The following is a 23085-nucleotide window of genomic DNA, read 5'->3' on the forward strand; positions in this document are numbered from 1 at the left end:
CCACAGCATGAGCGAGACGAGCCGGAACGGCCCGGAGGAGGCCGACGACGCCTCCGTCATAGAACGGTCCCGGCGCGACCCCGAGGCGTTCGCGGAGATCTTCCGCCGGCACGCGCCCGACATCAAGCGCTACGTCGTCCGGCGGCTGGGCCCTGACGCGGCCGAGGACGTGGTCGCCGAGACGTTCCTGGCGGCGTTCCGGCAACGGGACCGCTACGACCTGCGGCGTGCCCACGCGCGTCCCTGGCTGTACGGGATCGCGACCAACCTCGTCGGGCGCCACGTACGGGACGAGGTGCGGCAACTGCGGGTGCTGCAGCGCACCGGCGCCGACCCCGTCACCGAGTCCTTCACCGAACGCAGCGACGAGCGGGTCAGCGCGGGCGCGCTCCGGCGGAGCCTGGCGGCCTCGCTGGCCGCCCTGCCCACCGGCCACCGCGACGCGCTGCTGCTGGTGGCGTGGGGCGGCCTGACCTATGCCGAGACCGCGCAGGCGCTGGACGTACGGGTCGGCACGGTGCGCTCACGCGTCAACCGGGCGCGCAAGGGACTGCGCAAGAGCCTCGGCGAGGTCGCCCCCGCCGTTTCGAAGAGTGAGGAGTCGATTCGTGGATGAGATGAAGGAGCTGGCGGGCCTGCGTTCCGAGGTGCCCCGCCCGGAGCCCTCCGGGCTGCGGGCCGAGGAGGAACGGCTGCGGGCCGCCTTCGCCGCCTCTCCGGCCGCCGCTCCGGCCGCCCGGCCGTGGAGGCGGTGGTCCGCGCCGCGCCTGCTGGTCGCGGGTGGGATGGTCGCGGCGGCCGGCGCCGGGGTCCTGGTGACCGTGAACGGCTCCGGCGAGGACGGGGACGGCCGGGACGGCCGGGTCGTCCACGTCATGCCGGTCGCGGCCGAACGGGTGCTCACCAAGGCGGCCGACAACGCCGGGCGGAGCCGCGAGCTGCGTCCCCGCGTCGGCCAGTACCTCGTGTTCGAGTCGAGGAGCATGAACCAAGTCGAGTACAACAGCGCCGCCGGGCACGCGCGTTACCTCTCCCGCACGCACCGCAAGGTCTGGTATCCCGTGAAGGGCACCTCGGTCGACGGTGTCATCATCGGCAGGTCCCTGGAGCCCCGGCCCTACCCGGGGTGGCCGATCCCCCCGGAGGCGAGGGAGCAGGCCAAGGAGCCGGGGCAGGGCAAGCCCGAGAGGCTCGCCGACTTCGACCAGCGCGCCCCGTTCCTGCGCACCGACTACGCGTACCTGAGCACACTGCCGACGACCCCCGCCGGGATGTACGAGCACCTCTACACGCAACTCGGACACGGGCCCGCCGCCGACGCCGAAGCGTGGAACCGCGTCTCCGGCATGCTCCGTGAGGCTTACCTCCCGGCCGCGCAGCGGGCCGCACTGTTCCGGGCCGCCGCCGCCATTCCCGGTGCGACGACGGTCGGGACGGCGCGGGACGCCTACGGCCGCACCGGCGTCGCGGCGGCCAGGACCAACCCCAGCCTGGGGTTCCGGGAGGAGTACATCTTCGACCGCGAGACCTACCAGTACCTGGGGATGCGCACCACGGTCACCGACGCCGCCAAGGCCAAGGCCCCGGTCGGCAGCGTGGTCGCCTCGTCGGCCCTGCTGAAGGTCGAGGTCGCCGACACCGCCCCGTCCCCGGTCGCACGGCGCGGCCCCGGCTGATCCCCGCCACCCCCGCTGATCCCCGCCCCCGGCTGATCCCCGACGTCAGCCGAGGCGGTGGGTCAGCTCCGCATGGGCCGCGTGGACGTCGTCGGCGGTGAGCACGGTCAGGTCGGCCGTGGTCGCCGCCGAGCCGAGCCGCGCGGCCCGCAGGGCGCGGGAGGCGCACGCCTTCTCGTACACCGACCGGGCGAACCGGCCGTTGCCCAGCTCGTCGATCAGGCCCCGGCCGCACGCCCGCTGGAAGACCAGCGCCAGGTCGTCCAGGGCGCCCTCGTCCCAGCGGTCGCCGCTCTCCTCGGCGATCAGCTGGGCGATCCGCAGCAGTTCGTCGGGGCCGTAGGAGGGGAACTCCACCCGGACGTCGAAGCGGGAGGACAGACCCGGGTTCGACGCCAGGAACCGGTCCATGTCGCCCACGTATCCGGCGAGCACGACCACCAGCCTGTCCCGGTCGTCCTCGGCCCGCTTGAGCAGCGTCTGCACCGCCTCGGCACCGAACGCGTCGCCGCCGCCGTACCCCGGGTTGGCCAGCGCGTACGCCTCGTCCACGAACAGCACCCCGCCCAGCGCCGAATCGATCACCTTGTTGGTCTTGAGCGCGGTGGCGCCCAGGTGCTCGCCGACGAGGTCGGCGCGCTGGCACTCGACCACCGAGGGCCGGGCCAGCAGCCCGAGCGCGGCGAAGACCTGGCCCAGCACCCGCGCCACCGTGGTCTTGCCGGTGCCGGGCGGCCCGGTGAACACGAAGTGCCGGGTCGGGGGACGGGTGACCAGGCCCTGCTCCTGGCGCATCCGGGCCACCTGGAGCTGGGCGGCGATCTCGCGGACCTGCCGCTTCACCGGCGCCAGCCCGATCATCGCGTCCAGCGAGCCCAGCGCCTCCTCCAGCGTCGGCGTCTCGGCGTAGCCGCGGTACCGCTCGGTGACCTCGGCGTAGGCGGCCTCCACGTCCTCGGCCCGCAGCGTGACCAGATCGTCGGCGGTGGGCCGCCGCCCGCCGCCCGCCGCCGCCGCGCCGACCACCCGCACGTCCCGGGCGCGGCCCGCCGCCTCGGTCAGCGTGCGCACGAACCGGCCGTTGCCCAGCTCGTCGACGATGCCGCGCCGCTCGACCTCCTCGAAGCGGGCGGCGAGCCGGCGCCGGGCCTCCTCGTCGAGCCGGTCGTCGCGCAGGACCGTGTGGTACTCGGCGATGCTCAGCAGCTCCCCGGGCCGGTACGAGGGGAAGTGGACCCGGGTGCCGAAACGGGAGGCCAGGCCGGGGTTGGAGGCCAGGAACTCGGCCATCTGCGCCTCGTACCCGGCCAGGATGACCACCAGGTTGTCGCGGTCGTCCTCGGCCCGCTTGAGCAGCGTCTGCACGGCCTCGTCGCCGAACCGGTCCGGCTGGCCCTCGGCCGCGTTGACCAGCGCGTACGCCTCGTCGACGAACAGCACCCCGCCCAGCGCCGAATCGATCAGCCGGTTGGTCTTGAGCGCGGTGGCGCCGAGGAACTCGCCGACCAGGTCGGCCCGGTGCGCCTCCACCACCTCCGGGGTGGGCAGCAGCCCGAACGCGTAGAAGATCTTGGCCAGGACCCGGGCCACCGTGGTCTTGCCGGTGCCCGAGGGCCCCACGAACACGAAGTGCCGCATCGGCTTCTCGGTCGGCACCCCGGCCGCGGCCCGCAGGTGCGCCGCCTCGATCGAGGCGGCGATGGACCTGACCTGCCGCTTCACGGGCTCCAGGCCGATCATGCCCTCCAGTTCGGCCAGGGCCTCGGCGACGGAGATCTCGGGGGGCTCCCCGTCCCCGGCGCCGCCGCCCCGGCCGTTCCCGGGCGCGGGCGCGGCCTCGGCGTCGCCGGTCTCGGCCGCGACGCGCCGCTGGTAGGCGGCCTGCGTGGCCGCCGGGACCCCGGCCGCCGCCGCGGCGTCCGCACCGGAGGGACGGCGCGGGCGGTCGGGAGACGGCCCCTTGCCGGACCCGCCTCCTCCCGTTCCCGCCCCTGACCCGGACCCGCCGGACCCGCCACCGGACGCGCCGGACCCACCGCCGGATCCGCTGCCGGACCCACCGCGCGGGGGGCGTTTACCGGGGACGGTCATGGCGTCGGCGCCCGTCCCGGACTGTTCCTGGACCCAGCCGGTGTCGTACGCCTCCGCGGGCACGGCACGCCGGGCCTGGTCCCAGCGGTAGGCCAGGACCGCCAGCGCCGCCGCCCAGGCGGGCGCCACGTGCAGGCCGGGCAGGGGATGGACCAGGGCCGCGGTGACCAGGCCCGCCGCGCCCAATGCCAGCAGGGCCGTGCGCCACGGCGCGTACCCGCGCAGCCGCAGGGCGACGAACGCGACCGGCAGGGCCAGCAGGGCGAGCAGCAGCGTCTCGTTCAGGTAGAGGTGCCCTGGATGGCCCGGGTACAGGCGCCCCAGCGGGACCGACACCACCAGCCAGCAGGCGAGCACCGACACCACGGCCATGCCCGCCGGCGACCGCAGGATCAGATGACCGACGACCAGCAGGATCACCGTGAACACGGCCGGCCCGGCCACCGGGGCCGCGAGCAGCACCGCGGCCGAGACCACCAGCGCGATCACCAGCAGCCCGCCGAGGAAGCGCAGCCCGGGCTGGATCTGGAAGTAGCGCCACCTCAGGCGCTCGAAAAGATCCCGCGCCGCGGTGCCCACCGCCGGGCGGGAACGGGATCTCCTGAACACAGCCATACAAGGCGAGTAAAGCGCAGTGCCCGCCATAACGGGACTCCCCGGGGCGTGTTCGTTGACTCATCCCAAGTCAGAGAGCATGACCTTCACCCCGGGCCAGAGGGATGTCACCCGGGGACCGTACGGCCGGGCGGCCACCCGGCCGCGGGCGGCGGCTCTACGATCGACCCGTCCGCCACGCCGACCACGGAGACCCCTTGAGCCACGAGAACGTCCCGAACGCCCCGGACGGGCCCCGGCGACCGCGCACCGAGACCGTTCACCCCGAGCCGGTTCACCCCGCAGGGGCGGCGGAGGCGCTGCCCGGCCTGGAGCCCGGCGCGGAGACCGGCGCCGGTCTCTCCCCCGGCACCGGACCCTCCGCCGGGCCGGGCAGCGGACCGGGTCGGGCCGCGGCCGGGTACGCGATCGAGGAGGAGCTGCGCGCGTTCCTGGCCGCCCGCCTCGACCGGCCCCCGCGCATCGCGGGGGTGGACGAGGTCGGGCGCGGGGCGTGGGCGGGACCGGTCGTGGTGTGCGCCGCCGTCACCGACCTGAGCCCGCCGCCCGAACTGCCCGGACGCGGCGGGCGCACCGTCGCCCTCACCGACTCCAAGCTGCTCACCCAGGCCCACCGGGACGGGTTCGCCGCGGCGCTCCCCGGCTGGCTGGCCGGGCACGCCATCGGCGCCGCGTCGCCCGGTGAGATCGACGAGGCGGGCATGACCGAGGCGCTGCGCCGCGCCGCCGTGCGGGCGCTGGAGGCGCTGCCGGAGCCGCCGGACGTGGTGATCCTGGACGGCGGGCACGACTTCCTGCGCGGCCCGTGGCGGGTCCGCTGCGAGGTGAAGGCCGACCAGCGCTCGGTGACGGTCGCCGCCGCGTCCGTCCTGGCCAAGGTGTACCGGGACCGCCTGATGGCCGGGCTGGACGCCGAGTTCCCCGGGTACGGCTTCGCCGACAGCGCCGGGTACCCGTCCCCCGCGCACCAGCGGTTCCTGGAGGAGCACGGTCCGACGCCGCACCACCGGCTCTCCTGGTCCTACCTCGACGATCTCCCCCGCTGGCGCCACCTGAAGAGGCACCGCGACCCCCTGGCGGGCGAAGGGCAGCTCAGCCTCCTCTGACGTGCCCATGAAAGGCCCGCGAAGTGCCGGGGCGCGGGAGTCATCCCCGCGCCCCTGGGTACGCCGCCGGAAACGGAGGTGCGTTCCATGGATGCCATCGTGAAGAAGCTGATGCGTGAAGCGGGCCGGACCTACGCGGAGGAAGCCGGGATCACCCTGAAGGACCAGCCGGGCGCCCTGTTCAAGCTGCTGGTCCTCACCAACCTGATGAGCGCGCGCATCTCGGCGGAGATCGCCCTGTCGGCGGCCCGGGAGCTGTTCGGGGCCGGGGGCGGAACCCCGCGCGGCATGGCCAGGCTGAGCTGGCAGGAACGGGTCGACGCGCTCGGCCGCGGCCACTACGTCCGCTACGACGAGAGCACCGCGACCCGGCTGGGCGAGATGGCCGAGGCGGTCCAGGACAAGTACGGCGGCGACCTGCGCAGGCTGCCGATCGAGGCCGGACGCGACCCCGGACGCGCCGCGGAACTGCTCCGGGAGTTCAAGGGCATCGGGCCCACGGGCGTGGACATCTTCTGCAGGGAGGCGCAGTCGGTCTGGCCCTGGCTCCGCCCCTACTTCGACGCCCAGGCCCGCAAGGGCGCGGACCGGCTGGGCCTGCCCACCGCCCCCAAGCGCCTCGCCGACGAGGTCCCCGACAAGGACCTGGGCCGCTTCGCCGCCGCGCTCGTCCGGGCGGCCCGGGACAAGAAGCTGGCCGGCTCGGTCACGTCCTGACCGAGCCGGCGCGCCGCCCCCGCCCGGTCAGTCCTTGCCGCGGGCGGCGACCCACTCCAGGTTCCAGCCGTACGCCTGGTCGACCGACATCTTCCCCCAGCGCGGGCGGCCGGGCGGCGGCAGCACGAACCGTCCCTCGCGGCGCACCACCAGCTCGCCGCCGACGTTCTCGATCAGCGCCAGCACGGCGTCGCGGGAGGCGTCCACGCAGCCGTCCATGCTCATCTCGATCGGCGGGGCGCCCAGCGGGTAGAGGGTGGCGATCGCGTCCAGGCCGCGGAAGTCCTCGGCGCCGTCGTAGATCTCGGCGAAGACCAGGATCCGCTTGAAGTCGGCGGTGTGGTCCAGGTTGATCGTCAGGTTCTCCCCGGTCGCGACCGACCCGGAACGGTCGTCGCGGTCCAGCAGGATGTAGGGCGGGCGGTCCAGCGCGCCGAAGTCGCCGAGGGCGTGGATGATGCCCTTGCGGCCGTCCCGCAGCTCCCACAGGCAGCACAGGTCGAGGTCGAGGTCCACGCCGCGGCGCAGCTTGCCGAGGAAGCCCTTGGCCGCGCCCTCCCGCGCGCTCCAGTTGAGGTTGACGCGCATGTTGCCGGACGTGGCGCCGTGCTTGGTCAGCGACACCGAGGGCGCGTTCTTGGTCAGCGAGATCTTCCCGCCGGCCCCCTGCTGTGGAGCGGGCGCCCCGGGCGGAGGCGGGGGCGGGGCGTGACCGGGCGCGGGCGGCGGCGCGTACTGCCCGGGAGGCGGCGGGTACTGGGCCGGCGGGGGCGGGTACTGGCCGGGAGGCGGCGCGTACTGGCCCGGGGGCGGCGGGACGGGCGGCTGCGCCGGAGGCGGGGGCGGGGGCATCGGCGCCTGCCCGGGCGGGGCGTACTGGTGCTGCGGAGCGGGCGGAGGCGGCGGCACGGGCGGCGCGGCGGGAGCGGGGGCCGGGGCCTGCGCCGGGGCCGGGGACGGCTCGTCCACCGAGATGCCGAAGTCGCCGGCCAGCCCGCCCAGGCCCGAGTCGTATCCCTGCCCGACCGCCCGGAACTTCCAGGAGCCCTGCCGCCGGTACAGCTCCCCGAGCACGAACGCCGTCTCGGTCGTGGCGCCGGGATTGTCGAAACGGGCCACCTCGGAACCGGTCGCCGCGTCGAGCACCCGCACGTACAGGCCCTGGAACCGGCCGAACGTACCGCCGTCCGCGGACGCCGCGATCACGATCCGCTCGATGTCCGGCTGGACCCGGCCCAGGTCGACGGCCAGCACGTCGCGGACCGTCGCGCCCTGCTGCTTGCCCTCGTGCCGTACGGCGCCCGAGGCGTGCGACGGCTGGTTGTAGAAGACGAAGTCGTCGTCGGAGCGGACCCTGCCCGTTCCCGTGAGCAGCAGCGCGGAGGCGTCGGCGTCGGGCACCCCCGGGCCGCCCTGCCAGCCTAGTTCGATCTTGACCGACGGAACAGGGACCGGTGTGTTGGCACCCTTCTGCATGGACATGAACGCTCCTCCTCGTCGTCCGACGCCCCCAACCTACGGGCAGCGGCCCCTTCCGGGCGACCGGAGCGGACGCGTGCGGCGGGTCCGTTCGCCCCCGCCCACCTGGAACGCTCGCGCGATCCTCCCCCGCGCGTCATACTCGACGCTCCGAAACCGGGGGCCGTACGCACGCGGAAGGAGCCGACGCCATGCGCACTCGGCCGGTGTACGACGTCGTGGCCCTCCTCGCCCGCCTCGGCGTGGGCGTGGTCTTCATGGCGCACGGCTGGCAGAAGATCGAGGCCGGCATCACCGCGACCGGGCGGTCCTTCGACCGGCTGGGGGTCCCGTTCCCGACCGGCTCGGCCGTCTACGCCGCGTTCGTCGAGCTGCTGGGCGGGGCCGCGCTGATCGCCGGGCTGGGCCTGCCGGTCGTCGGGGTCCTGCTGTTCGTGGACATGGCCGGCGCGTTCGTGTTCGTGCACATGGGCGAGGGCCTGTTCCTGGTGGACGGGCCGAGGGCCGCCAACGGCTACGAGCTGGTCCTGGTCCTCGGGCTGGCAGGGCTGCTCTTCGCGGCCGGCGGCGGTGGCCGCCTCTCCCTCGACCACCGGCTGATGGGGGGCCGTCCGGGCGGTGGCCGCCGGGCACGGCGCGACGAGGACGAGGACGACGACGGGAGCGGGTTCGTCGAGGCGCTCCGGGGCGCCGGGGAGGAGCAGCCCGCGCGGAAGACCCCCGCGCGGAAGCCGCCCGCGCCCAAGGACGCGGAGGCATCGGGCGAGGTGCCCGCGGCCCGGCGCCCGGCGAAGCGCCCCGCGCCCGCCGCGACCAAGGCCGCGCCGCCCTCGCAGTCCCCGGAGGAGGACCGGCCGCGCCTCGCCACCGACATCGTCGAGGGGACCGGCGACGACACCCTCGTGGCCGGACGCCGCAAGCCGCGCCGGCGCCGTTCCTCCGACACCCAGCCGATCAAGAAGGCCACCGGCGGCGAGGACACCCCGTCCTGAGCGGGTGCGCCGTCAGGGGACGCGGGCGGTCCACTCCGCGGTCTCGAACTTCTCCGCCGCCAGCTTCTCGGCCGCGCGCAGCTCGCCGTCCTCGATCCGGCCGGGGACCAGCCCGTACCGGCCGCGGAAGTGCCCGATCATGCGCTCGATGATCTCCTCGCGGGACAGCCCGGTCTGCCGCCGCAGCGGGTCCACCCGCTTGTTCGCGCTGGCGATGCCCTTGCCGGACAGCTTCTCCCGGCCGATCCGCAGCACCTGGAGCATCTTCCCGGCGTCGATGTCGTAGGCCATGGTCACGTGGTGCAGGACCGCGCCCGCGGCCAGCCGCTTCTGCGCCGCGCCGCCGATCTTGCCCTGGTCGGAGGCGATGTCGTTCAGCGGCTGGTACCAGGTCGTGATCCCCAGTTCGCCCAGCGCGCCCAGCACCCAGTCGTCCAGGAACGCGTAGCTCTCGGCGAAGGACATCCCCGCCACCAGCGACTCGGGCGCGTACAGCGAGTAGGTGATGGTGTTGCCGGGCTCCACGAACATCGCCCCGCCGCCGCTGATCCGGCGCACCACCCGCACCCCGTGCCGGGCCGCGCCCTCGGCGTCCACCTCGTTGCGCAGCGACTGGAAGCTCCCGATGATCACGGCGGGTGAGGCCCATTCCCAGACGCGCAGCGTCGGCGGGCGCCGCCCGGCCCCGACCTCCTCGGCGAGGACCTGGTCGAGCGCCATGTGCAGGGCCGGATCCTGCGGCCCCTCGCGCACCAGCCGCCACTCGTGGTCCCGCCAGCCGGAGGCGCGGGTCACGGCCCGGCGCACCGCGATCGCGACCGCCTCCGCGGACACGCCCAGCATCACCGTGGACGGCGGCAGCCCCCGTTCGACGCGGGCGGCGATGTCGCGCGCCTCCAGCGCGGCGGGCAGCCCGTCCAGCGCCGCGTTGATCGCCTCCAGCGCCTCGTCCGGCTCCAGGAAGAAGTCCCCGCTGATCCGCGGGGACCTCAGGAGCCCGCCGTCGACGTCGAGATCGGCGACCACGAGCTTGCCGCCGGGCATCTTGTACTCACCGTGCATCACGTTCATCCCAACCGCCCGCCCGGCCCCCCGATTCCGGAACGCTCAGCGGGTACGGCCGCGCGGCTTCAACGGCGTCGCGGGCAGCGCCGGGGCGGGCAGGGGGTCGCCGTCGTACCCGTGCACGGTGCCGAAGCGGTCGCCGGTCATCCAGTCCTCGCGGGCCTGGGCGATCTCCTCGCCGCTCCGGCCGACGAAGTTCCACCACATGACCAGCTTCTCCTCGAACGGCTCGCCGCCCAGCAGCACCAGCCCGCTGTCACCGTCGGCGCGCAGCGGCAGCTCGCGGCGCCCGCAGCCCAGGTAGAGCATCGAGCCCGGCTCCACGCGCACGCCGTCGACCTCGGTGACCCCCGACATGGTCAGCGCCGCGTACTCGAAGTCGGGCTCGACCGGCAGCCGCACCTCGGCGCCGTCCGCCAGCGCGAGATCGGCGCCGAAGATCGGGGTGTAGGCGGTGCCGGGCGAGGCGGCGCCGTCCAGCTCCCCGAGGATGACGGTGGCCTCCATCCCGTTCCCGGCGGTGACCCTGGGCAGGACGGTGTGGTGCTCGAACGCCGGATCGGTGTGCCGGTGCGCGTCGGGCAGCGCCACCCACAGCTGCGCGCCGTGCAGGATCGGCCCGTGCCCGCGCGGCGACACCTCCGCGTGGGCGATCGCCCGCCCCGCGGTCATCAGGCCCAGCTCCTTCGGCCGTACGGTCTGCAGGCTCCCGACGCTGTCGCGGTGGAGCACCTCGCCGGCGTGCAGCCAGCTCACCGTCTGGAGGCCGATGTGCGGGTGCGGCGGCACCTGCATCCCGGGGGCGTCGGTGACGTCGTCCGGCCCGTAGTGGTCGACGAAGCACCACGCCCCCACCATCCGCCGGCCGAGGCTGGGCAGCAGCCGGCGTACGACCGTGCTCTCGCCCAGCGGCACGCGGCGCGGCGCCAGCAGTTCGCGCACCGGCCCGCCCGCCACGTCCTCGCGGCCCCCGCACACCACCGGCGCCGGCCGCAACTGAAGATCACTCACCCTGCCACCCCTCTCCAGCACGACCCTACGTCGCGCCCGGAGCGATCACGCGTTCGTGGTGGCGCCTATCGTGACGCCATGGACCCGTTCGACCATCTGCTGCGGACCGTGCGCGCCGAGGGCGCCGCCTTCGGCCGGTCGGTGCTCGCACCGCCGCGGGCGCTGCGGTTCACCGACGGCGCGTCGCTGACGCTGTGCGTGCCGATGCGCGGCGGGGGCTGGGTGACCCGTGAGGGCGAGGCGCCGCGCCCGGTCCGGCCGGGCGAGACGGCGATCGTGCGCGGACCCGAGCCGTTCGTCTTCTCCGCCGAGCCGCCCTCGGCCTCCCGGCCCCAGATCCCCCGGGACGTCCGCTGCGACCGCCCGGACCCGGAACCGCCGCCCGGCGCGGACCAGGACGGCCGCACGGTCCTGCTGGCCGGGGCCTACCACGTGCGGGACGAGGTGCCGCGGCGCCTGCTGCGCGTGCTGCCGCCCCTGGTCGTGGTGGACGACGACCAGGACTGCACCTCGATGCGCGACTACCTGGAGGCGCAGCTGACCGCGTGCCGTCCCGGCCGCCAGATCGTGCTGGACCGGCTGCTGGACTGGCTCCTGGTGTGCACGCTGCGCGAATGGTTCGACCGGCCCGAGGCCGGCTCCCCCGCGTGGTACCGGGCGCTGACCGACGACGTGGTGGGCCCGGTCCTGCACGCCGTCCACGAGGCCCCGGAGCGGCCGTGGACGCTCGCGTCCCTGGCCGGCGAGGCCAGGGTGTCCCGTACCACCCTGGCCAAGCGGTTCACCGAGGTGGTGGGCGAGCCGCCGCTGGCCTACCTGACGGACCTGCGGATGGCCCTGGCCGCCGACCTGCTGGCCGGGTCCAGCGCGACGGTCGCCGCGGTGGCCCGCCGCGTCGGCTACGCGGACGCGTTCGGTTTCAGCGCGGCGTTCAAGCGGGTCCGGGGCGTGAGCCCCACCGCGCACCGCAGGGCCGCCGCCACGGGCGAGGACCCCGGCGCCCTCCTCGGCCGCGAGCCCGCCGGCGTCCGCTGACCACCGCGGAACGCGGAACGGGGAGCCGGCGACCACCGGCTCCCCGTTCTCACCTCGTCGCGGCGTTACCCGCGCCCCGTCAGCTGCAGCCGCTGGTGGAGCCGCAGCCCTCGCAGACGTAGCAGCTGCCGGCGGGACGCATCTTCGTCCCGCAGGTCAGGCAGAGCGGGGCGTCCGCCGTACGGCCCTGGCGGCTCTCGATGACCTCCATCGAGGAGTGCGCCTGCGGCGGGGCGGGCGCCTCGGCGGCGGGCCGCTGCGGGGCCGCCACGGCCGGACGCGCGATCTCCGCGGTCTGGGCCAGGCTCTCCCGGTCGATGTGGTCCTCCTCGTGCAGGCTCGCCGGGTCCTTCCCGTCGGCCTGCAGCGCCCGCTCCTTGGCGGTGAGGATGCCCAGCTCGGCCCGCGCCTCGTACGACAGGTGGTCGAGCGCGAGACGGCGGAAGATGTAGTCCATCACCGAGGTCGCCATCCGGATGTCCGGGTCGTCGGTCATCCCCGCGGGCTCGAACCGCATGTTGGTGAACTTCTCCACCCACGTCTCCAGCGGCACCCCGTACTGGAGGCTGATGGAGATCGCCATGGAGAAGGCGTCCATCACACCGGCCAGCGTGGAGCCCTGCTTGCCGAGCTTGAGGAAGACCTCGCCCACCCCGTCGTCGGGGTAGGAGGAGGCGGTCATGTACCCCTCGGCGCCCGCCACCGAGAAGCGGGTGACGGTCGCCGGGCGCTGCTTGGGCAGCCGCTTGCGGACCGGCCGGGCCGGTGCCGCCGCCTCGGCGGGGGCCGCCTCGGCCTTGGGCTCCTCGGTCCTCTTCGCCACCGACAGCGGCTGGCCGACCTTGCAGTTGTCGCGGTAGATCGCCAGGGCCTTGAGGCCGAGCTTCCAGCCCTCGAAGTACACCTTCTCGATGTCCTCGATGGTGGCCTGCTCGGGCATGTTCACGGTCTTGGAGATCGCTCCGGACAGGAACGGCTGGGTCGCGGCCATCATCCGGACGTGGCCCATCGGGCTGATCGCCCGCTCCCCCATCGCGCAGTCGAACACCTCGTAGTGCTCGGGACGCAGGCCCGGGGCGTCCACCACGTGGCCGTGCTCGCCGATGTACTCGACGATCGCCTCGATCTGCTCCTGCTGGTAGCCCAGCTTCCGCAGGGCGCGGGGCACGGTGTGGTTGACGATCTGCATGGAGCCGCCGCCGACCAGCTTCTTGAACTTCATCAGCGCCAGGTCGGGCTCGATGCCGGTGGTGTCGCAGTCCATCATCAGGCCGATGGTCCCGGTCGGCGCGAGCAGCGACGCCTGGGCGTTGCGGTAGCCGTGCCGCTCACCGGTCTTGAGGCAGTCCTGCCACTGCTTGGTCGCGGCGGTGTGGATCGCCTTGTCCATCTCGTCGAGGGTGCGGATCTCGTCGTTGGCCGCGGAGTGCTTGCGCATGACCCGCTTGTGCGCCTCGGCGTTGCGGGCGTACCCCTCGTACGGGCCGACCACCCCGGCCAGCTCGGCCGACCGGCGGTAGGCGACACCGGTCATCAGCGAGGTGATCGCCGCGGCCAGCGAGCGCCCGCCCTCGGAGTCGTAGGCGTGGCCGGTCGCCATCAGCAGCGCGCCCAGGTTGGCGTACCCGATGCCGAGCTGCCGGTAGTCGCGGGTGGTCTCGGCGATCTTGTCGGTCGGGAAGTCGGCGAAGGTGATCGAGATGTCCATCGCGGTGATGATGATCTCGGTCATCCGGACGAACGACCGGACGTCGAAGGTGCCGTCCTCGCTCAGGAACTTCAGCAGGTTGATGCTGGCCAGGTTGCAGGAGGAGTTGTCCAGGGACATGTACTCCGAGCACGGGTTGCTGGCGGTGATCCGGCCCGACTCGGGGTTGGTGTGCCAGTCGTTGATCGTGTCGTCGTACTGGATGCCCGGGTCGGCGCACTCCCAGGCCGCCTTGGCCATCAGCCGGAACAGCTCCCTGGCCTGGACGGTCTCCACGATCTCGCCGCTGAGCCGGGCGCGCAGCCCGAACTCGCCGCCGGCCTCGACCGCCCGCATGAACTCGTCGGACACCCGGACCGAGTTGTTGGCGTTCTGGTACTGGACGCTGGCGATGTCCCTGCCGCCCAGGTCCATGTCGAACCCGGCGTCGCGGAGGGCGCGGATCTTGTCCTCCTCGCGCGACTTGGTCTCGATGAACTCGGCCACGTCCGGGTGGTCCACGTCCAGCACGACCATCTTGGCGGCCCGCCGGGTGGCCCCGCCCGACTTGATCGTCCCGGCCGAGGCGTCGGCGCCGCGCATGAACGACACCGGCCCGCTGGCCGTGCCGCCCGACGACAGCAGCTCCTTGCTGGAGCGGATGCGGGACAGGTTGAGACCGGCCCCCGAACCGCCCTTGAAGATCACGCCCTCTTCCTTGTACCACTCCAGGATCGACTCCATGGTGTCGTCCACGGAGAGGATGAAGCACGCGGAGACCTGCTGGGGGGACCTGGTGCCGACGTTGAACCAGACCGGCGAGTTGAAGCTGAACATCTGGTGGACCAGGGCGTACTTCAGCTCGTGCTCGAAGATCTCGGCGTCCTGCTCCGAGGCGAAGTAGCCGTTCGCGACGCCGGTGTCGACGTACATCCGCACGACCCGGTCGACCAGCTGCTTGAGGCTCCACTCGCGCTGGGGCGTGCCGACCGCGCCGCGGAAGTACTTCGACGTCACGATGTTGGCGGCGTTCACCGACCAGAACTCGGGGAACTCGACCCCGCGCTGCTCGAAGTTGACCGAGCCGTCGCGCCAGTTGGTCATGACGACGTCCCGGCGCTCCCAGCGGATCTCGTCGTACGGATGCACGCCGGGCCTGGTGAAGATCCGCTCGATCTTCAGCCCCTTACGGCCTCCCTTGCCGCGCCGGGCCGCCGAGCCGCTCACCGTCTCCGTCATGCCTTCCCCCTCTCGGGCCCTCCCGCCGGGCCCTGTTCAGGACAACCCCGCCCGGTGACCTGGTCATACCCGGCCACGGGCTCTTCCTCTGCTCTGTGTGCTGCTTGACGTGCTGCTTTGACGTGCCTCTCGGCCGCCCTCACCGGGGCTGGGCGGGTTCCCCCGAAGAACCTCGCGTGCGCAGTGATTCGATCTCCCGCGCGAAGTCGTCCAGCGACTCGAAACTCCGGTAGACGGAGGCGAATCGCAGATAGGCCACCTCGTCGAGCTCCCCGAGCGGCCCCAGAATGGCCAGGCCGATCTCGTGCGAGGGAATCTCGGCGGCTCCGGTCGCCCTGATCGACTCTTCCACCCGCTGCCCCAGCTTGGCGAGCGCATCCTCGTTCACCGGGCGGCCCTGGCAGGCCCTGCGCACCCCGGCGATGATCTTTTCTCGGGAGAACGGCTCGGTGACCCCGCTGCGCTTGGCCACCATCAGGAGCACGTTCTCCTGTGTGGTGAATCGCTTGCCGCATTCCTGGCACGAACGGCGGCGCCGAATGGCGGCCCCGTCATCGGTGGAACGGCTGTCGATCACTTTGGTGTCGGGGCTGCGGCAGAACGGGCAGTGCACGTTCCCCTCCTCCCTCGACACCGAATACCTGTCACCACAAGAACACAACTTATGGCTAATTAACATCCATGTAACTACTAGATGTTGTGGTCAACCGTACGAGGATCGCGGGTGCTGCGCAACCTGGATCGCCAGTCTCACTCGTAAGACGCTGGTCACATCGGGCCCACGCGCCCCTCCCGGCGTGTCGCGCCGCTCCCCCGTCCGGAGACGGAAAACCGCCCCGGGCAAGGGCCCGGGGCGGGGTCGGCCGCTGTGTTTCCGAGTCCCGGCCTACGGCGCTCGCCTGGCGGCTCGCGCCTGACCGGGCCTGGGCGAGCGCGACATCGCTTCGCGATCTGCCCGGTGGTGCTCGCCTCCGGCCTCGCCCCACCCGGCAGGGGACGCGCTCGCGCGTGGCCGAGACCACGTCGGGACGGCTCAGGACTCGGCGACGATCGCGGCGATCTCCTCCAGCGCGCTCGCCTCCATCGGGTTGAAGCGGTTCTTGGTGACCGCGAAGACCGTGCCGGTCTCCGGGTCCGCGTACGCGCCGCTGCCGCCCACGCCCGGCATGCCGAAGACCCGGGGCCGGCCGGGGCCGAACGGCGCCAGCACGTAGCCCAGCGCCCAGGTCGCCGGCGACCCCATGACGTCGTCGGTGCCCTCGAAGGCGACGCCCGACAGCTCGCGGAAGCGCTCCGGCGAGACCAGCCGCACGCCGTCCACCTCGTCCAGCAGCGCCGCGTACACACGGGCGACCGCGCGGGCGGACATGACGCCGCCCGCGGGGATGTCGGCCATGAGGATGTCGGGACGGTTCGCGTACTCCGCGCTCGGGAGCACCTCGGGCGGGGCGACCTTCGCGAACATCCCGGCCATGGCCGCCGCCGTCTCCGCGACGTCCGCGGGCGTCTCGAGCCGCGCGAGCCTGCCCAGTTCACCGCGGGGGACGCCGAAGTACAGCTCGTCGGCCACGCCCAGCGGCCCGGCGACCTCCTCGCGCAGGACCCGCGAGATCGGCGCGCCGGTGGCGCGGCGGACGATCTCGCCCACGATGTACCCGAACGTGTGGGCGTGGTAGCCGGTCCTGGTGCCCGGCTCCCACCACGGCTCGGAGTCGGCGATCCTGGCGCACATGCCGTCCCAGTCGCACAGGTCCTCGGGCGTGACGCCGCTCGGGAGGCCCGGAACGCCCACGGTGTGGGTGAGCGCGTGCCGTACGGTCGCCTTCTCCTTCCCGTGCGCGGCGAACTCCGGCCACAGCTCGGCGATCCGCGTGTCGTAGGTGAGGGCGCCGCGTTCGACCAGGACGTGCACCACGGTCGCCGTCACGCCCTTGCCGGTGGACGCGCTGTAGAACGGCGTGCCCGGGGTGACCGGCCGTCCGGTCTCCGGGTCGGCGACACCGGCGACGGCGTCGGCGACGGGCTCGCCGTGCCGGTACACCGAGACCTGGACGCCCGTCTCGGCGCCGGACCCGACCATCCGGTCGATGGCCTCCTGGATGCGCTGCTGCAACATGATCGATTCCTTGGGGTCGTCGCGTCGTGGAACGGGGTTCAGTGCCCGGCCGCGGCGGGCGCGGGCTCGGAATCGGGCTCGGAGCCGGACTCGGGACGCTCCTTCGGCTCGGAGGCGCCGATCGGTGGCACGTGACGGAGCATCACCGCGATGAGCACCGCCATGCCTGCCAGCGCGACCGCGCTGAGCAGGGCGACCGTGTGGAGCCCGGTCGTGAACGCGGCCCGGGCCGAGTCGAGCAGCGCCTCGCGTACGGGACCGGGCAGGTCGTCGGCCACGGCCGCCGCGCCGGTCAGGCTCTCACGGGCCGCGTCCGGGACCCCGGCCGGCACCTCGACCTCGGCCCGGTAGAGGGCGGTGCCGATGCTGCCCAGGACCGCGATGCCCAGCGCGTACCCGAACTCGCCGGAGGTCTCGTTCATCGCCGCGGCCGAACCGGCCTTGGCCTGCGGCGCCGAGCCCACCACCAGCTCGGTGGCCAGCGTGACCAGCGGGCCCGCGCCGAGCCCGATGAGCGCCCAGCCGGTGATCAGTGTCGCGGGGGCGTGCCCCGTGCCGACCCGGGTGAGCACCAGCAGCCCGCACACCGACACGGTCAGGCCGGCGGCGATGAGGACGGCGGGCCGTATCCGCCGGGCCAGGAGCGGGGAGAGCTGGAAGCTCAGCATGTTCGCGAAGAGCGAGGGCAGCATCCACAGCCCGGTGTGCAGCGGGGAGAGCCCCTGGACCAGCTGGAGGTGCTGGGTCAGGAACATCATGATGGCGCCCATCAGCAGGGTCGCCGCCAGCGTCCCGGCCAGCGCGGTGCTCAGCACGCGGTTGCCCAGCAGCCGCAGGTCCAGCAGCGGATCGGCGAGCCGCCGCTGCCTCCGTACGAAGGCGACGCCGACCAGCACACCGGCCAGCGTGGCCAGGACGGGCGCCGCGTGCCAGCCCGTACGGGCGAGTTCCTTCAGGCCGTACACGATCGGGAGGACGGCGGCCAGCGACAGGGCGACGCTGGCCAGGTCGAGCCGGCCCGCCTCGGGAGCGCGGTACTCGGGCAGCAGGATCGGCCCGAGGACCAGCAGGAGCAGCATCGCGGGCACGCCGAGCAGGAACGCCGATCCCCACCAGAAGTGCTCCAGCAGCGTTCCGCCGACGATGGGCCCGAGCGCGGCGCCGCCGATGAAGCAGGCCAGCCACACGCCGAACGCCTGCGAACGCTGCCGCGCGTCGCGGAACATGGTGCTGATCAGCGACAGCGTGGACGGCGCCACGGTGGCTCCGGCGACCCCCAGCAGCGCGCGGGCGACGATCAGCGCCTCCGGGCTGGGCGAGTACGCGGCCACCACCGACGCCACGCCGAACGCCGCCGCGCCGCCCAGCAGCAGCCTGCGGCGGCCGATCCGGTCGCCGAGCCCGCCCATCGTGATCAGGAATCCCGACAGCAGGAACCCGTACACGTCCATGATCCAGAGCTGCTGCGTGGCGTCGGCCCCCAGGTCCGCGCTCAGGTGCGGCAGCGCGAGCAGCAGGACGAAGACGTCGATCGACACCAGCAGGGCGGCCAGGGCGAGGACGGCCAGACCCACCCATTCCCGCCGGCCGGCCCGGGCATTGGGTTCCATGTGACCCCCTTGTGCGGCGCCCCTCTCGGGCGCGTTCGCCCAGAGGTCGGAGCCGCCGGCGGGATCTCGACACGCCGCCCGGAGGAATCTCGCCGGGCGCCGGCCGGCCTGTCGGCGGGCCGGGCAGCGTGCCCGTCAGGGGATCGTCAGGGGCCGTCAGCGGGCCGGCATGCGCAGCCGCTGCCCCGGCTGGACGATGGAGTCGGACAGGCCGTTGAGGTCGGCGATGCGCTGGACGGTGATCCGCGGATCGCCGTCGGGGTCGTCGCGGGTGGCGATCTCCCAGAGGGTCTCGCCGGGCTCGACCACGACCGTCTTCACCCGCGCGGCCGGGGTGGCCGCGGGCGGTGTCGCGTCCTCCTTGTCGCCCGCGCTCGCCCCCAGGCCGGCCGTCAGCCACAGGAGCACCAGGAGCAGGCCCGCGATGAACGAGACCACCACGGCGCGGCCGCGCCGGGTCAGCCGTAGCGGCGGCGCGGCCCCGTGCGTTCCGGATCCCGCCCTGCCCAGCGTCCCGTCAGGCGTTACCGCCATGCCGGCCCTCCCTGCGCTCAGCCGTCGAAGCACCCGTCAGCCCGGTTCGTCGAATGCATTTTCGATCGAACGTCTGTACGATGTTGTACAACACCGGAGCCGCGAAACGCGAGCACATTCTTCGAACAATTGTTTGATCATCGGTTCCGGACGCGATAACGTGCCATGACGAGGAGTGAGGGATCAAACGCCGGGGAGGCGACGAGCGATGAGCAAGGTCCGGGAGCTGCCCGACGGCCCGATGGACGAGAGCGGGCTCACCCAGCGACAGCGCATGGTGCTCGAGGTGATCCGCGACTCCGTGCAGCGGCGCGGCTACCCGCCCTCCATGCGCGAGATCGGCGAGGCGGTGGGGCTGACCAGCACCTCCAGCGTGTCGCACCAGCTGCGCACCCTGCAGCGCAAGGGCTACCTGCGCCGCGACCCCAACCGCCCGCGCGCCGTCGAGGTCCGCGTGCCGGGCACCACCCCGGTCCGGACCGAGGACGAGACCTACGGGCCGGCCGGCGCCGCCGCGGACACCTCCGCGCGCCCCGCCCCCGCGTACGTCCCCCTGGTCGGCCGGATCGCCGCCGGTGGCCCGATCCTGGCGGAGGAGGCCGTCGAGGACGTCTTCACGCTGCCCAAGCAGCTGGTCGGCGAGGGCACCCACTTCCTGCTCAAGGTGACCGGCGACTCGATGATCGAGGCCGCGATCGCCGACGGCGACTGGGTCGTGGTCCGCCAGCAGCCGGTGGCCGAGCAGGGCGACATCGTCGCCGCCATGATCGACGGCGAGGCGACGGTCAAGACCTTCAAGCGCCGGGACGGCCACATCTGGCTGCTCCCGCAGAACCCGGCGTACGAGCCCATCCCCGGCGACGAGGCCTCCGTGCTGGGCCGCGTCGTCGCGGTGCTGCGCAAGATGTGACCCTCGCGCTCCTGGTCGGAAGGCGGCCCCGGGATGACCTCCCGTGGCCGCCTTCCGCGTTCCGGCGGGCTCCCCGCCCGCCGTCGCGCCCGTCTCCGGCGGCGCGTCCGCTCGCGTCGTCATCATGCCCCGCGCTCGGGGGGCGACGGCGTGCTCGTCACGTGTGCACGTACCTCTCGTGCGTCCGCGCGACCCCTCACGCGTCCGCTTGTCTCACGCATCCGGCGTCGCCGGAATGCTCCTCACGTCTTGCGCGCCGCCGATGCCGTCCCGCCCGGAGCCGTCCCACCCTGGAGCCGTCACCCGGACGCCGGATCGCACGGCCCGGCCGCGCCCACCGGCACCGCCGGGGCGCCCATGCGCCCGGGACCCGCCCCGGGCCGCGCCGAACCCACAACCACCGCGCCACCACACTGAAACGCCACCACACCCGGACCGGCGACGCCCTGGTGACTTCCGTTCACCGGGGCCGCCGAGGCATCCGGCGGGCCTCCGCCCGCCGGCCGGACCGGCCGCCGCACCCGTCACGGGTGCCGAGTGCCCGCGCCGCCGGCCCGACCCCATGGTCATGACCAGGACGAACGGCCCTCGCACACCGGCGCCGATGCCGACGCCGTCCGGACCGCCTCGCGGCCCGGACGGCGTTCACCCGGCCGGTCCTGGACCGGCCGGAACGATCAGGCTGGGACGATATTAACGATCTTCGGGGCCCGTACGATGACTTTCCGGATATCCCGGCCCCCCAGCGCCTCTTTGATCTTCGGAGAGGCCAGCGCCAGCGACTCCAGCTCGCCCTCGGCGATGCCGGGGGCGACCTCCAGCCGGTCGCGGACCTTCCCGGCGACCTGGACGACGCAGACCACCGACTCCCGCACCAGCAGCGCCGGGTCGGCGGCGGGCCAGCCCGCGGTGGCGACCGGCGCCCGGCGGCCCAGCAGCTCCCAGGCCTCCTCCGCGGTGTACGGGGCGAACAGCGACAGCAGCACGACGATGGTCTCGGCGGCCTCGCGCACGGCCGGGTCGGCGGGGCCCGGGCCGGTGTCGATGGCCTTGCGGGTGGCGTTGACCAGCTCCATGACCCGGGAGATCGCCACGTTGAAGCGGCGCACCTCGACCAGGGCGGTCACCTCGTCGATGGTGTGATGGGTGACGCGGCGCAGGTCGGTCCAGCCGGTGGCCGGGTCGGCGCCGGCCGGCGCGGCGACCTCGGTGGCGATGCGGTGGACCCGGGACAGGAACTTGGACATGCCGTGCGGGGACACGTCCGCCCAGTCGATGTCGTCCTCAGGCGGGCCCGAGAACAGCATGGCCAGGCGGACGACGTCCACGCCGAACTCGCCGATCTGCTCGCCCAGGTCGACCATGTTGCCCAGCGACTTGGACATCGCCTTGGCGTTCAGGATGACCTGCCCCTGGTTCAGCAGGCGGGTGAACGGCTCGGTGAAGTCCACCATGCCCATGTCGTGCAGGACCTTGGTGAAGAAGCGGCTGTACAGCAGGTGCAGGATGGCGTGCTCGACACCGCCGGTGTACTGGTCGACGGGCATCCACTTGCGGACCTGCTCGACGTCGAACGGGCCCTCGGTGTAGTCGGGCGAGCAGTAGCGGTAGTAGTACCAGGACGAGTCGACGAAGGTGTCCATGGTGTCGCTGTCGCGCTTGGCGGCGCCGCCGCACTTGGGGCAGTCGACGTTCACCCAGGACGAGGCGGCGGCCAGCGGCGAGGTGCCCTTGGGCGCCAGGTCGGCGCCGCGCAGGTCGTCGGGCAGCCGGACGGGCAGCTGGTCGTCGGGGACCGGGACCTCGCCGCACGCGTCGCAGTGCACGATCGGGATCGGGCAGCCCCAGAACCGCTGCCGGGACACCAGCCAGTCGCGCAGCCGGAAGTTGACCGCGGCCCCGCCCAGCCCCTTCTCCGCCAGGATCTCGGTGATCCGGGCGATGGCGTCGGCCTTGGCCAGGCCGTCGATCGGGCCGGAGTTGACGACGCGCCCGTCGCCCGCGGTGGCCACGCCGGTCTCGGCGGGGTCGGCCTCGCCGGTCTCGACCACGACCCGGACCGGCAGCCCGAACTTCAGCGCGAAGTCCAGGTCGCGCTGGTCGTGCGCGGGCACCGCCATGATCGCGCCGTGCCCGTACTCGGCCAGCACGTAGTCGGAGGCCCAGATCTGGATCCGCTCGCCGTTGACCGGGTTGATCGCGTAGCGGCCCAGGAAGACGCCGGTCTTCTCGCGTTCGGTGGACAGCCGCTCGATCTCGCTCTCGCGGGAGACCTCCTCGCGGTACGCCTCGAACGCGGCGCGCTGCTCGGGCGCGCAGATCTCGTCGGCCAGCTCGGCGTCGGCGGCCACGACCATGAAGGTCGCCCCGTACAGGGTGTCGGGGCGGGTGGTGTAGACGGTGACGGGCTCGTCCCGGCCCTCGATGACGAAGTGGACGTCGGCGCCGGTGGAGCGGCCGATCCAGTTGCGCTGCATCAGCAGCACCCGGTCGGGCCACTTGCCCTCCAGCTGCGCCATGTCGTCCAGCAGCCGGTCCGCGTAGTCGGTGATCCGGAAGTACCACTGGGTCAGCACCCGGCGCTCGACCAGCGCGCCGCACCGCTCGCAGTGGCCGCCCACGACCTGCTCGTTGGCCAGCACGGTCTGGTCGTTGGGGCACCAGTTGACCTGGCCGCCCTTACGGTAGGCCAGCCCGCGCTCGTAGAAGCGCAGGAACAGCCACTGGGTCCACCGGTAGTACTCGGGGTCGGAGGTGTGCAGCCGCCGCGACCAGTCGAACGAGGGGGCGTAGCGGCGGAACGAGGCCGCCTGGGTCTCGATGTTGGCGTAGGTCCACTCGGCGGGGTGGGAGTCGCGCTTGATGGCGGCGTTCTCGGCGGGCAGGCCGAAGGAGTCCCAGCCCATGGGGTGCAGGACGTTGTAGCCCTTCTGGAACCAGTAGCGGGCCACGACGTCGCCGATGGCGAACGCCTCCGCGTGCCCCATGTGCAGGTCGCCGGAGGGGTAGGGGAACATGTCCAGCGCGTAGCGACGCTCCCGGCCGTCGTCGGCCTCGACGGCCTGGAAGGGGTTCAGCTCCGCCCAGCGGGCCTGCCACTTGTCCTGAACCGCCCGCGGGTCGTACCCATCGCCCGACGGGGATGGACTCGCGGCGCCCGCCGGAGCTTCATGGGTGGTCTCGTCGCTGCTCACGGTCGCTA

17 protein-coding genes are annotated in these 23085 nt (G+C 73.4%); 7 read left to right on the forward strand and 10 right to left on the reverse strand.

The features are described 5' to 3' along the window. Nucleotides 1-7: 7 nt before the first annotated feature. Together IW256_RS27160 and IW256_RS27165 are read left to right on the forward strand one after the other, a co-directional pair. Entirely contained in the window at nt 8-616 is a 609-nt protein-coding gene (locus IW256_RS27160; RefSeq protein WP_197013653.1) for an RNA polymerase sigma factor, read from the forward strand. Nucleotide 617: 1 nt separating this feature from the next. Next, nucleotides 618-1676 carry a CU044_5270 family protein gene (locus IW256_RS27165; protein ID WP_197016590.1) on the forward strand — a complete coding sequence of 353 codons (1059 nt, stop codon included), beginning with the start codon at nt 618-620 and terminating at the stop codon, nt 1674-1676. A 45-nt stretch (nt 1677-1721) separates the two neighbouring features. Here the strand turns inward: IW256_RS27165 and IW256_RS27170 are convergent, their stop codons facing one another. Beyond that, nucleotides 1722-4382, reverse strand: coding sequence for an AAA family ATPase (locus IW256_RS27170; RefSeq protein ID WP_231403945.1), 2661 nt, complete (start codon nt 4380-4382; stop codon nt 1722-1724). Between the two features lie 407 nt (nt 4383-4789). Here IW256_RS27170 and IW256_RS27175 point away from each other — a divergent pair, with 407 nt between their 5' ends. Both IW256_RS27175 and IW256_RS27180 read left to right on the forward strand, forming a co-directional pair. Further along, nucleotides 4790-5488 carry a ribonuclease HII gene (locus IW256_RS27175; protein ID WP_307829406.1) on the forward strand — a complete coding sequence of 233 codons (699 nt, stop codon included), beginning with the start codon at nt 4790-4792 and terminating at the stop codon, nt 5486-5488. Nucleotides 5489-5575: 87 nt separating this feature from the next. Beyond that, complete coding sequence (locus tag IW256_RS27180; RefSeq protein ID WP_197013654.1) at nt 5576-6205, forward strand: HhH-GDP family DNA glycosylase; 630 nt, start codon at nt 5576-5578, stop codon at nt 6203-6205. Between the two features lie 27 nt (nt 6206-6232). On the opposite strand, the gene IW256_RS27185 is transcribed toward IW256_RS27180, so the two are convergent. Further along, the gene (locus IW256_RS27185) at nt 6233-7687 is read right to left on the reverse strand and encodes a TerD family protein (RefSeq protein WP_197013655.1); all 1455 of its coding nucleotides are present in this window, start codon (nt 7685-7687) and stop codon (nt 6233-6235) included. A 188-nt stretch (nt 7688-7875) separates the two neighbouring features. On the opposite strand from IW256_RS27185, the gene IW256_RS27190 reads away from it, so the two are divergent. Next, entirely contained in the window at nt 7876-8676 is an 801-nt protein-coding gene (locus IW256_RS27190) for a DoxX family protein (protein ID WP_197013656.1), read from the forward strand. A gap of 12 nt (nt 8677-8688) precedes the next feature. Here the strand turns inward: IW256_RS27190 and IW256_RS27195 are convergent, their stop codons facing one another. Beyond that, on the reverse strand, nt 8689-9747 hold the full coding sequence (locus IW256_RS27195; protein WP_197013657.1) for a lipoate-protein ligase LplAB: 1059 nt from the start codon (nt 9745-9747) through the stop codon (nt 8689-8691). Nucleotides 9748-9783: 36 nt separating this feature from the next. Continuing rightward, nucleotides 9784-10752, reverse strand: a complete 969-nt coding sequence (locus tag IW256_RS27200; RefSeq protein WP_197013658.1) for a pirin family protein — start codon at nt 10750-10752, stop codon at nt 9784-9786. Nucleotides 10753-10830: 78 nt separating this feature from the next. Between IW256_RS27200 and IW256_RS27205 the strand changes: the two genes are divergently transcribed. Beyond that, nucleotides 10831-11787, forward strand: a complete 957-nt coding sequence (locus tag IW256_RS27205; RefSeq protein ID WP_197013659.1) for an AraC family transcriptional regulator — start codon at nt 10831-10833, stop codon at nt 11785-11787. Nucleotides 11788-11866: 79 nt separating this feature from the next. Here the strand turns inward: IW256_RS27205 and IW256_RS27210 are convergent, their stop codons facing one another. The 5 genes from IW256_RS27210 to IW256_RS27230 form a co-directional block, all read right to left on the reverse strand. Continuing rightward, a complete protein-coding gene (locus IW256_RS27210) occupies nt 11867-14713 on the reverse strand; it encodes a vitamin B12-dependent ribonucleotide reductase (RefSeq protein WP_197013660.1) in 2847 nt (948 codons plus the stop codon). A gap of 139 nt (nt 14714-14852) precedes the next feature. Next, entirely contained in the window at nt 14853-15326 is a 474-nt protein-coding gene (gene nrdR / locus IW256_RS27215) for a transcriptional regulator NrdR (RefSeq protein ID WP_197013661.1), read from the reverse strand. Between the two features lie 420 nt (nt 15327-15746). After that, nucleotides 15747-16829, reverse strand: coding sequence for a serine hydrolase domain-containing protein (locus tag IW256_RS27220; RefSeq protein WP_197013662.1), 1083 nt, complete (start codon nt 16827-16829; stop codon nt 15747-15749). A gap of 38 nt (nt 16830-16867) precedes the next feature. Continuing rightward, nucleotides 16868-18439, reverse strand: coding sequence for an MFS transporter (locus IW256_RS27225; RefSeq protein WP_197013663.1), 1572 nt, complete (start codon nt 18437-18439; stop codon nt 16868-16870). Nucleotides 18440-18595: 156 nt separating this feature from the next. Continuing rightward, nucleotides 18596-18973 (reverse strand): LysM peptidoglycan-binding domain-containing protein, encoded by a 378-nt coding sequence (locus tag IW256_RS27230; protein ID WP_197013664.1) that lies wholly within the window; start codon nt 18971-18973, stop codon nt 18596-18598. A 208-nt stretch (nt 18974-19181) separates the two neighbouring features. Between IW256_RS27230 and lexA the strand changes: the two genes are divergently transcribed. Next, nucleotides 19182-19883 carry a transcriptional repressor LexA gene (gene lexA / locus IW256_RS27235; RefSeq protein WP_197013665.1) on the forward strand — a complete coding sequence of 234 codons (702 nt, stop codon included), beginning with the start codon at nt 19182-19184 and terminating at the stop codon, nt 19881-19883. Between the two features lie 677 nt (nt 19884-20560). Here the strand turns inward: lexA and leuS are convergent. Then, a complete protein-coding gene (leuS, locus tag IW256_RS27240; protein ID WP_197013666.1) occupies nt 20561-23077 on the reverse strand; it encodes a leucine--tRNA ligase in 2517 nt (838 codons plus the stop codon). Nucleotides 23078-23085: the final 8 nt, after the last annotated feature.

The sequence above is a fragment of the Actinomadura viridis genome, assembly GCF_015751755.1.
Taxonomy (GTDB): Bacteria; Actinomycetota; Actinomycetes; order Streptosporangiales; family Streptosporangiaceae; genus Spirillospora; species Spirillospora viridis.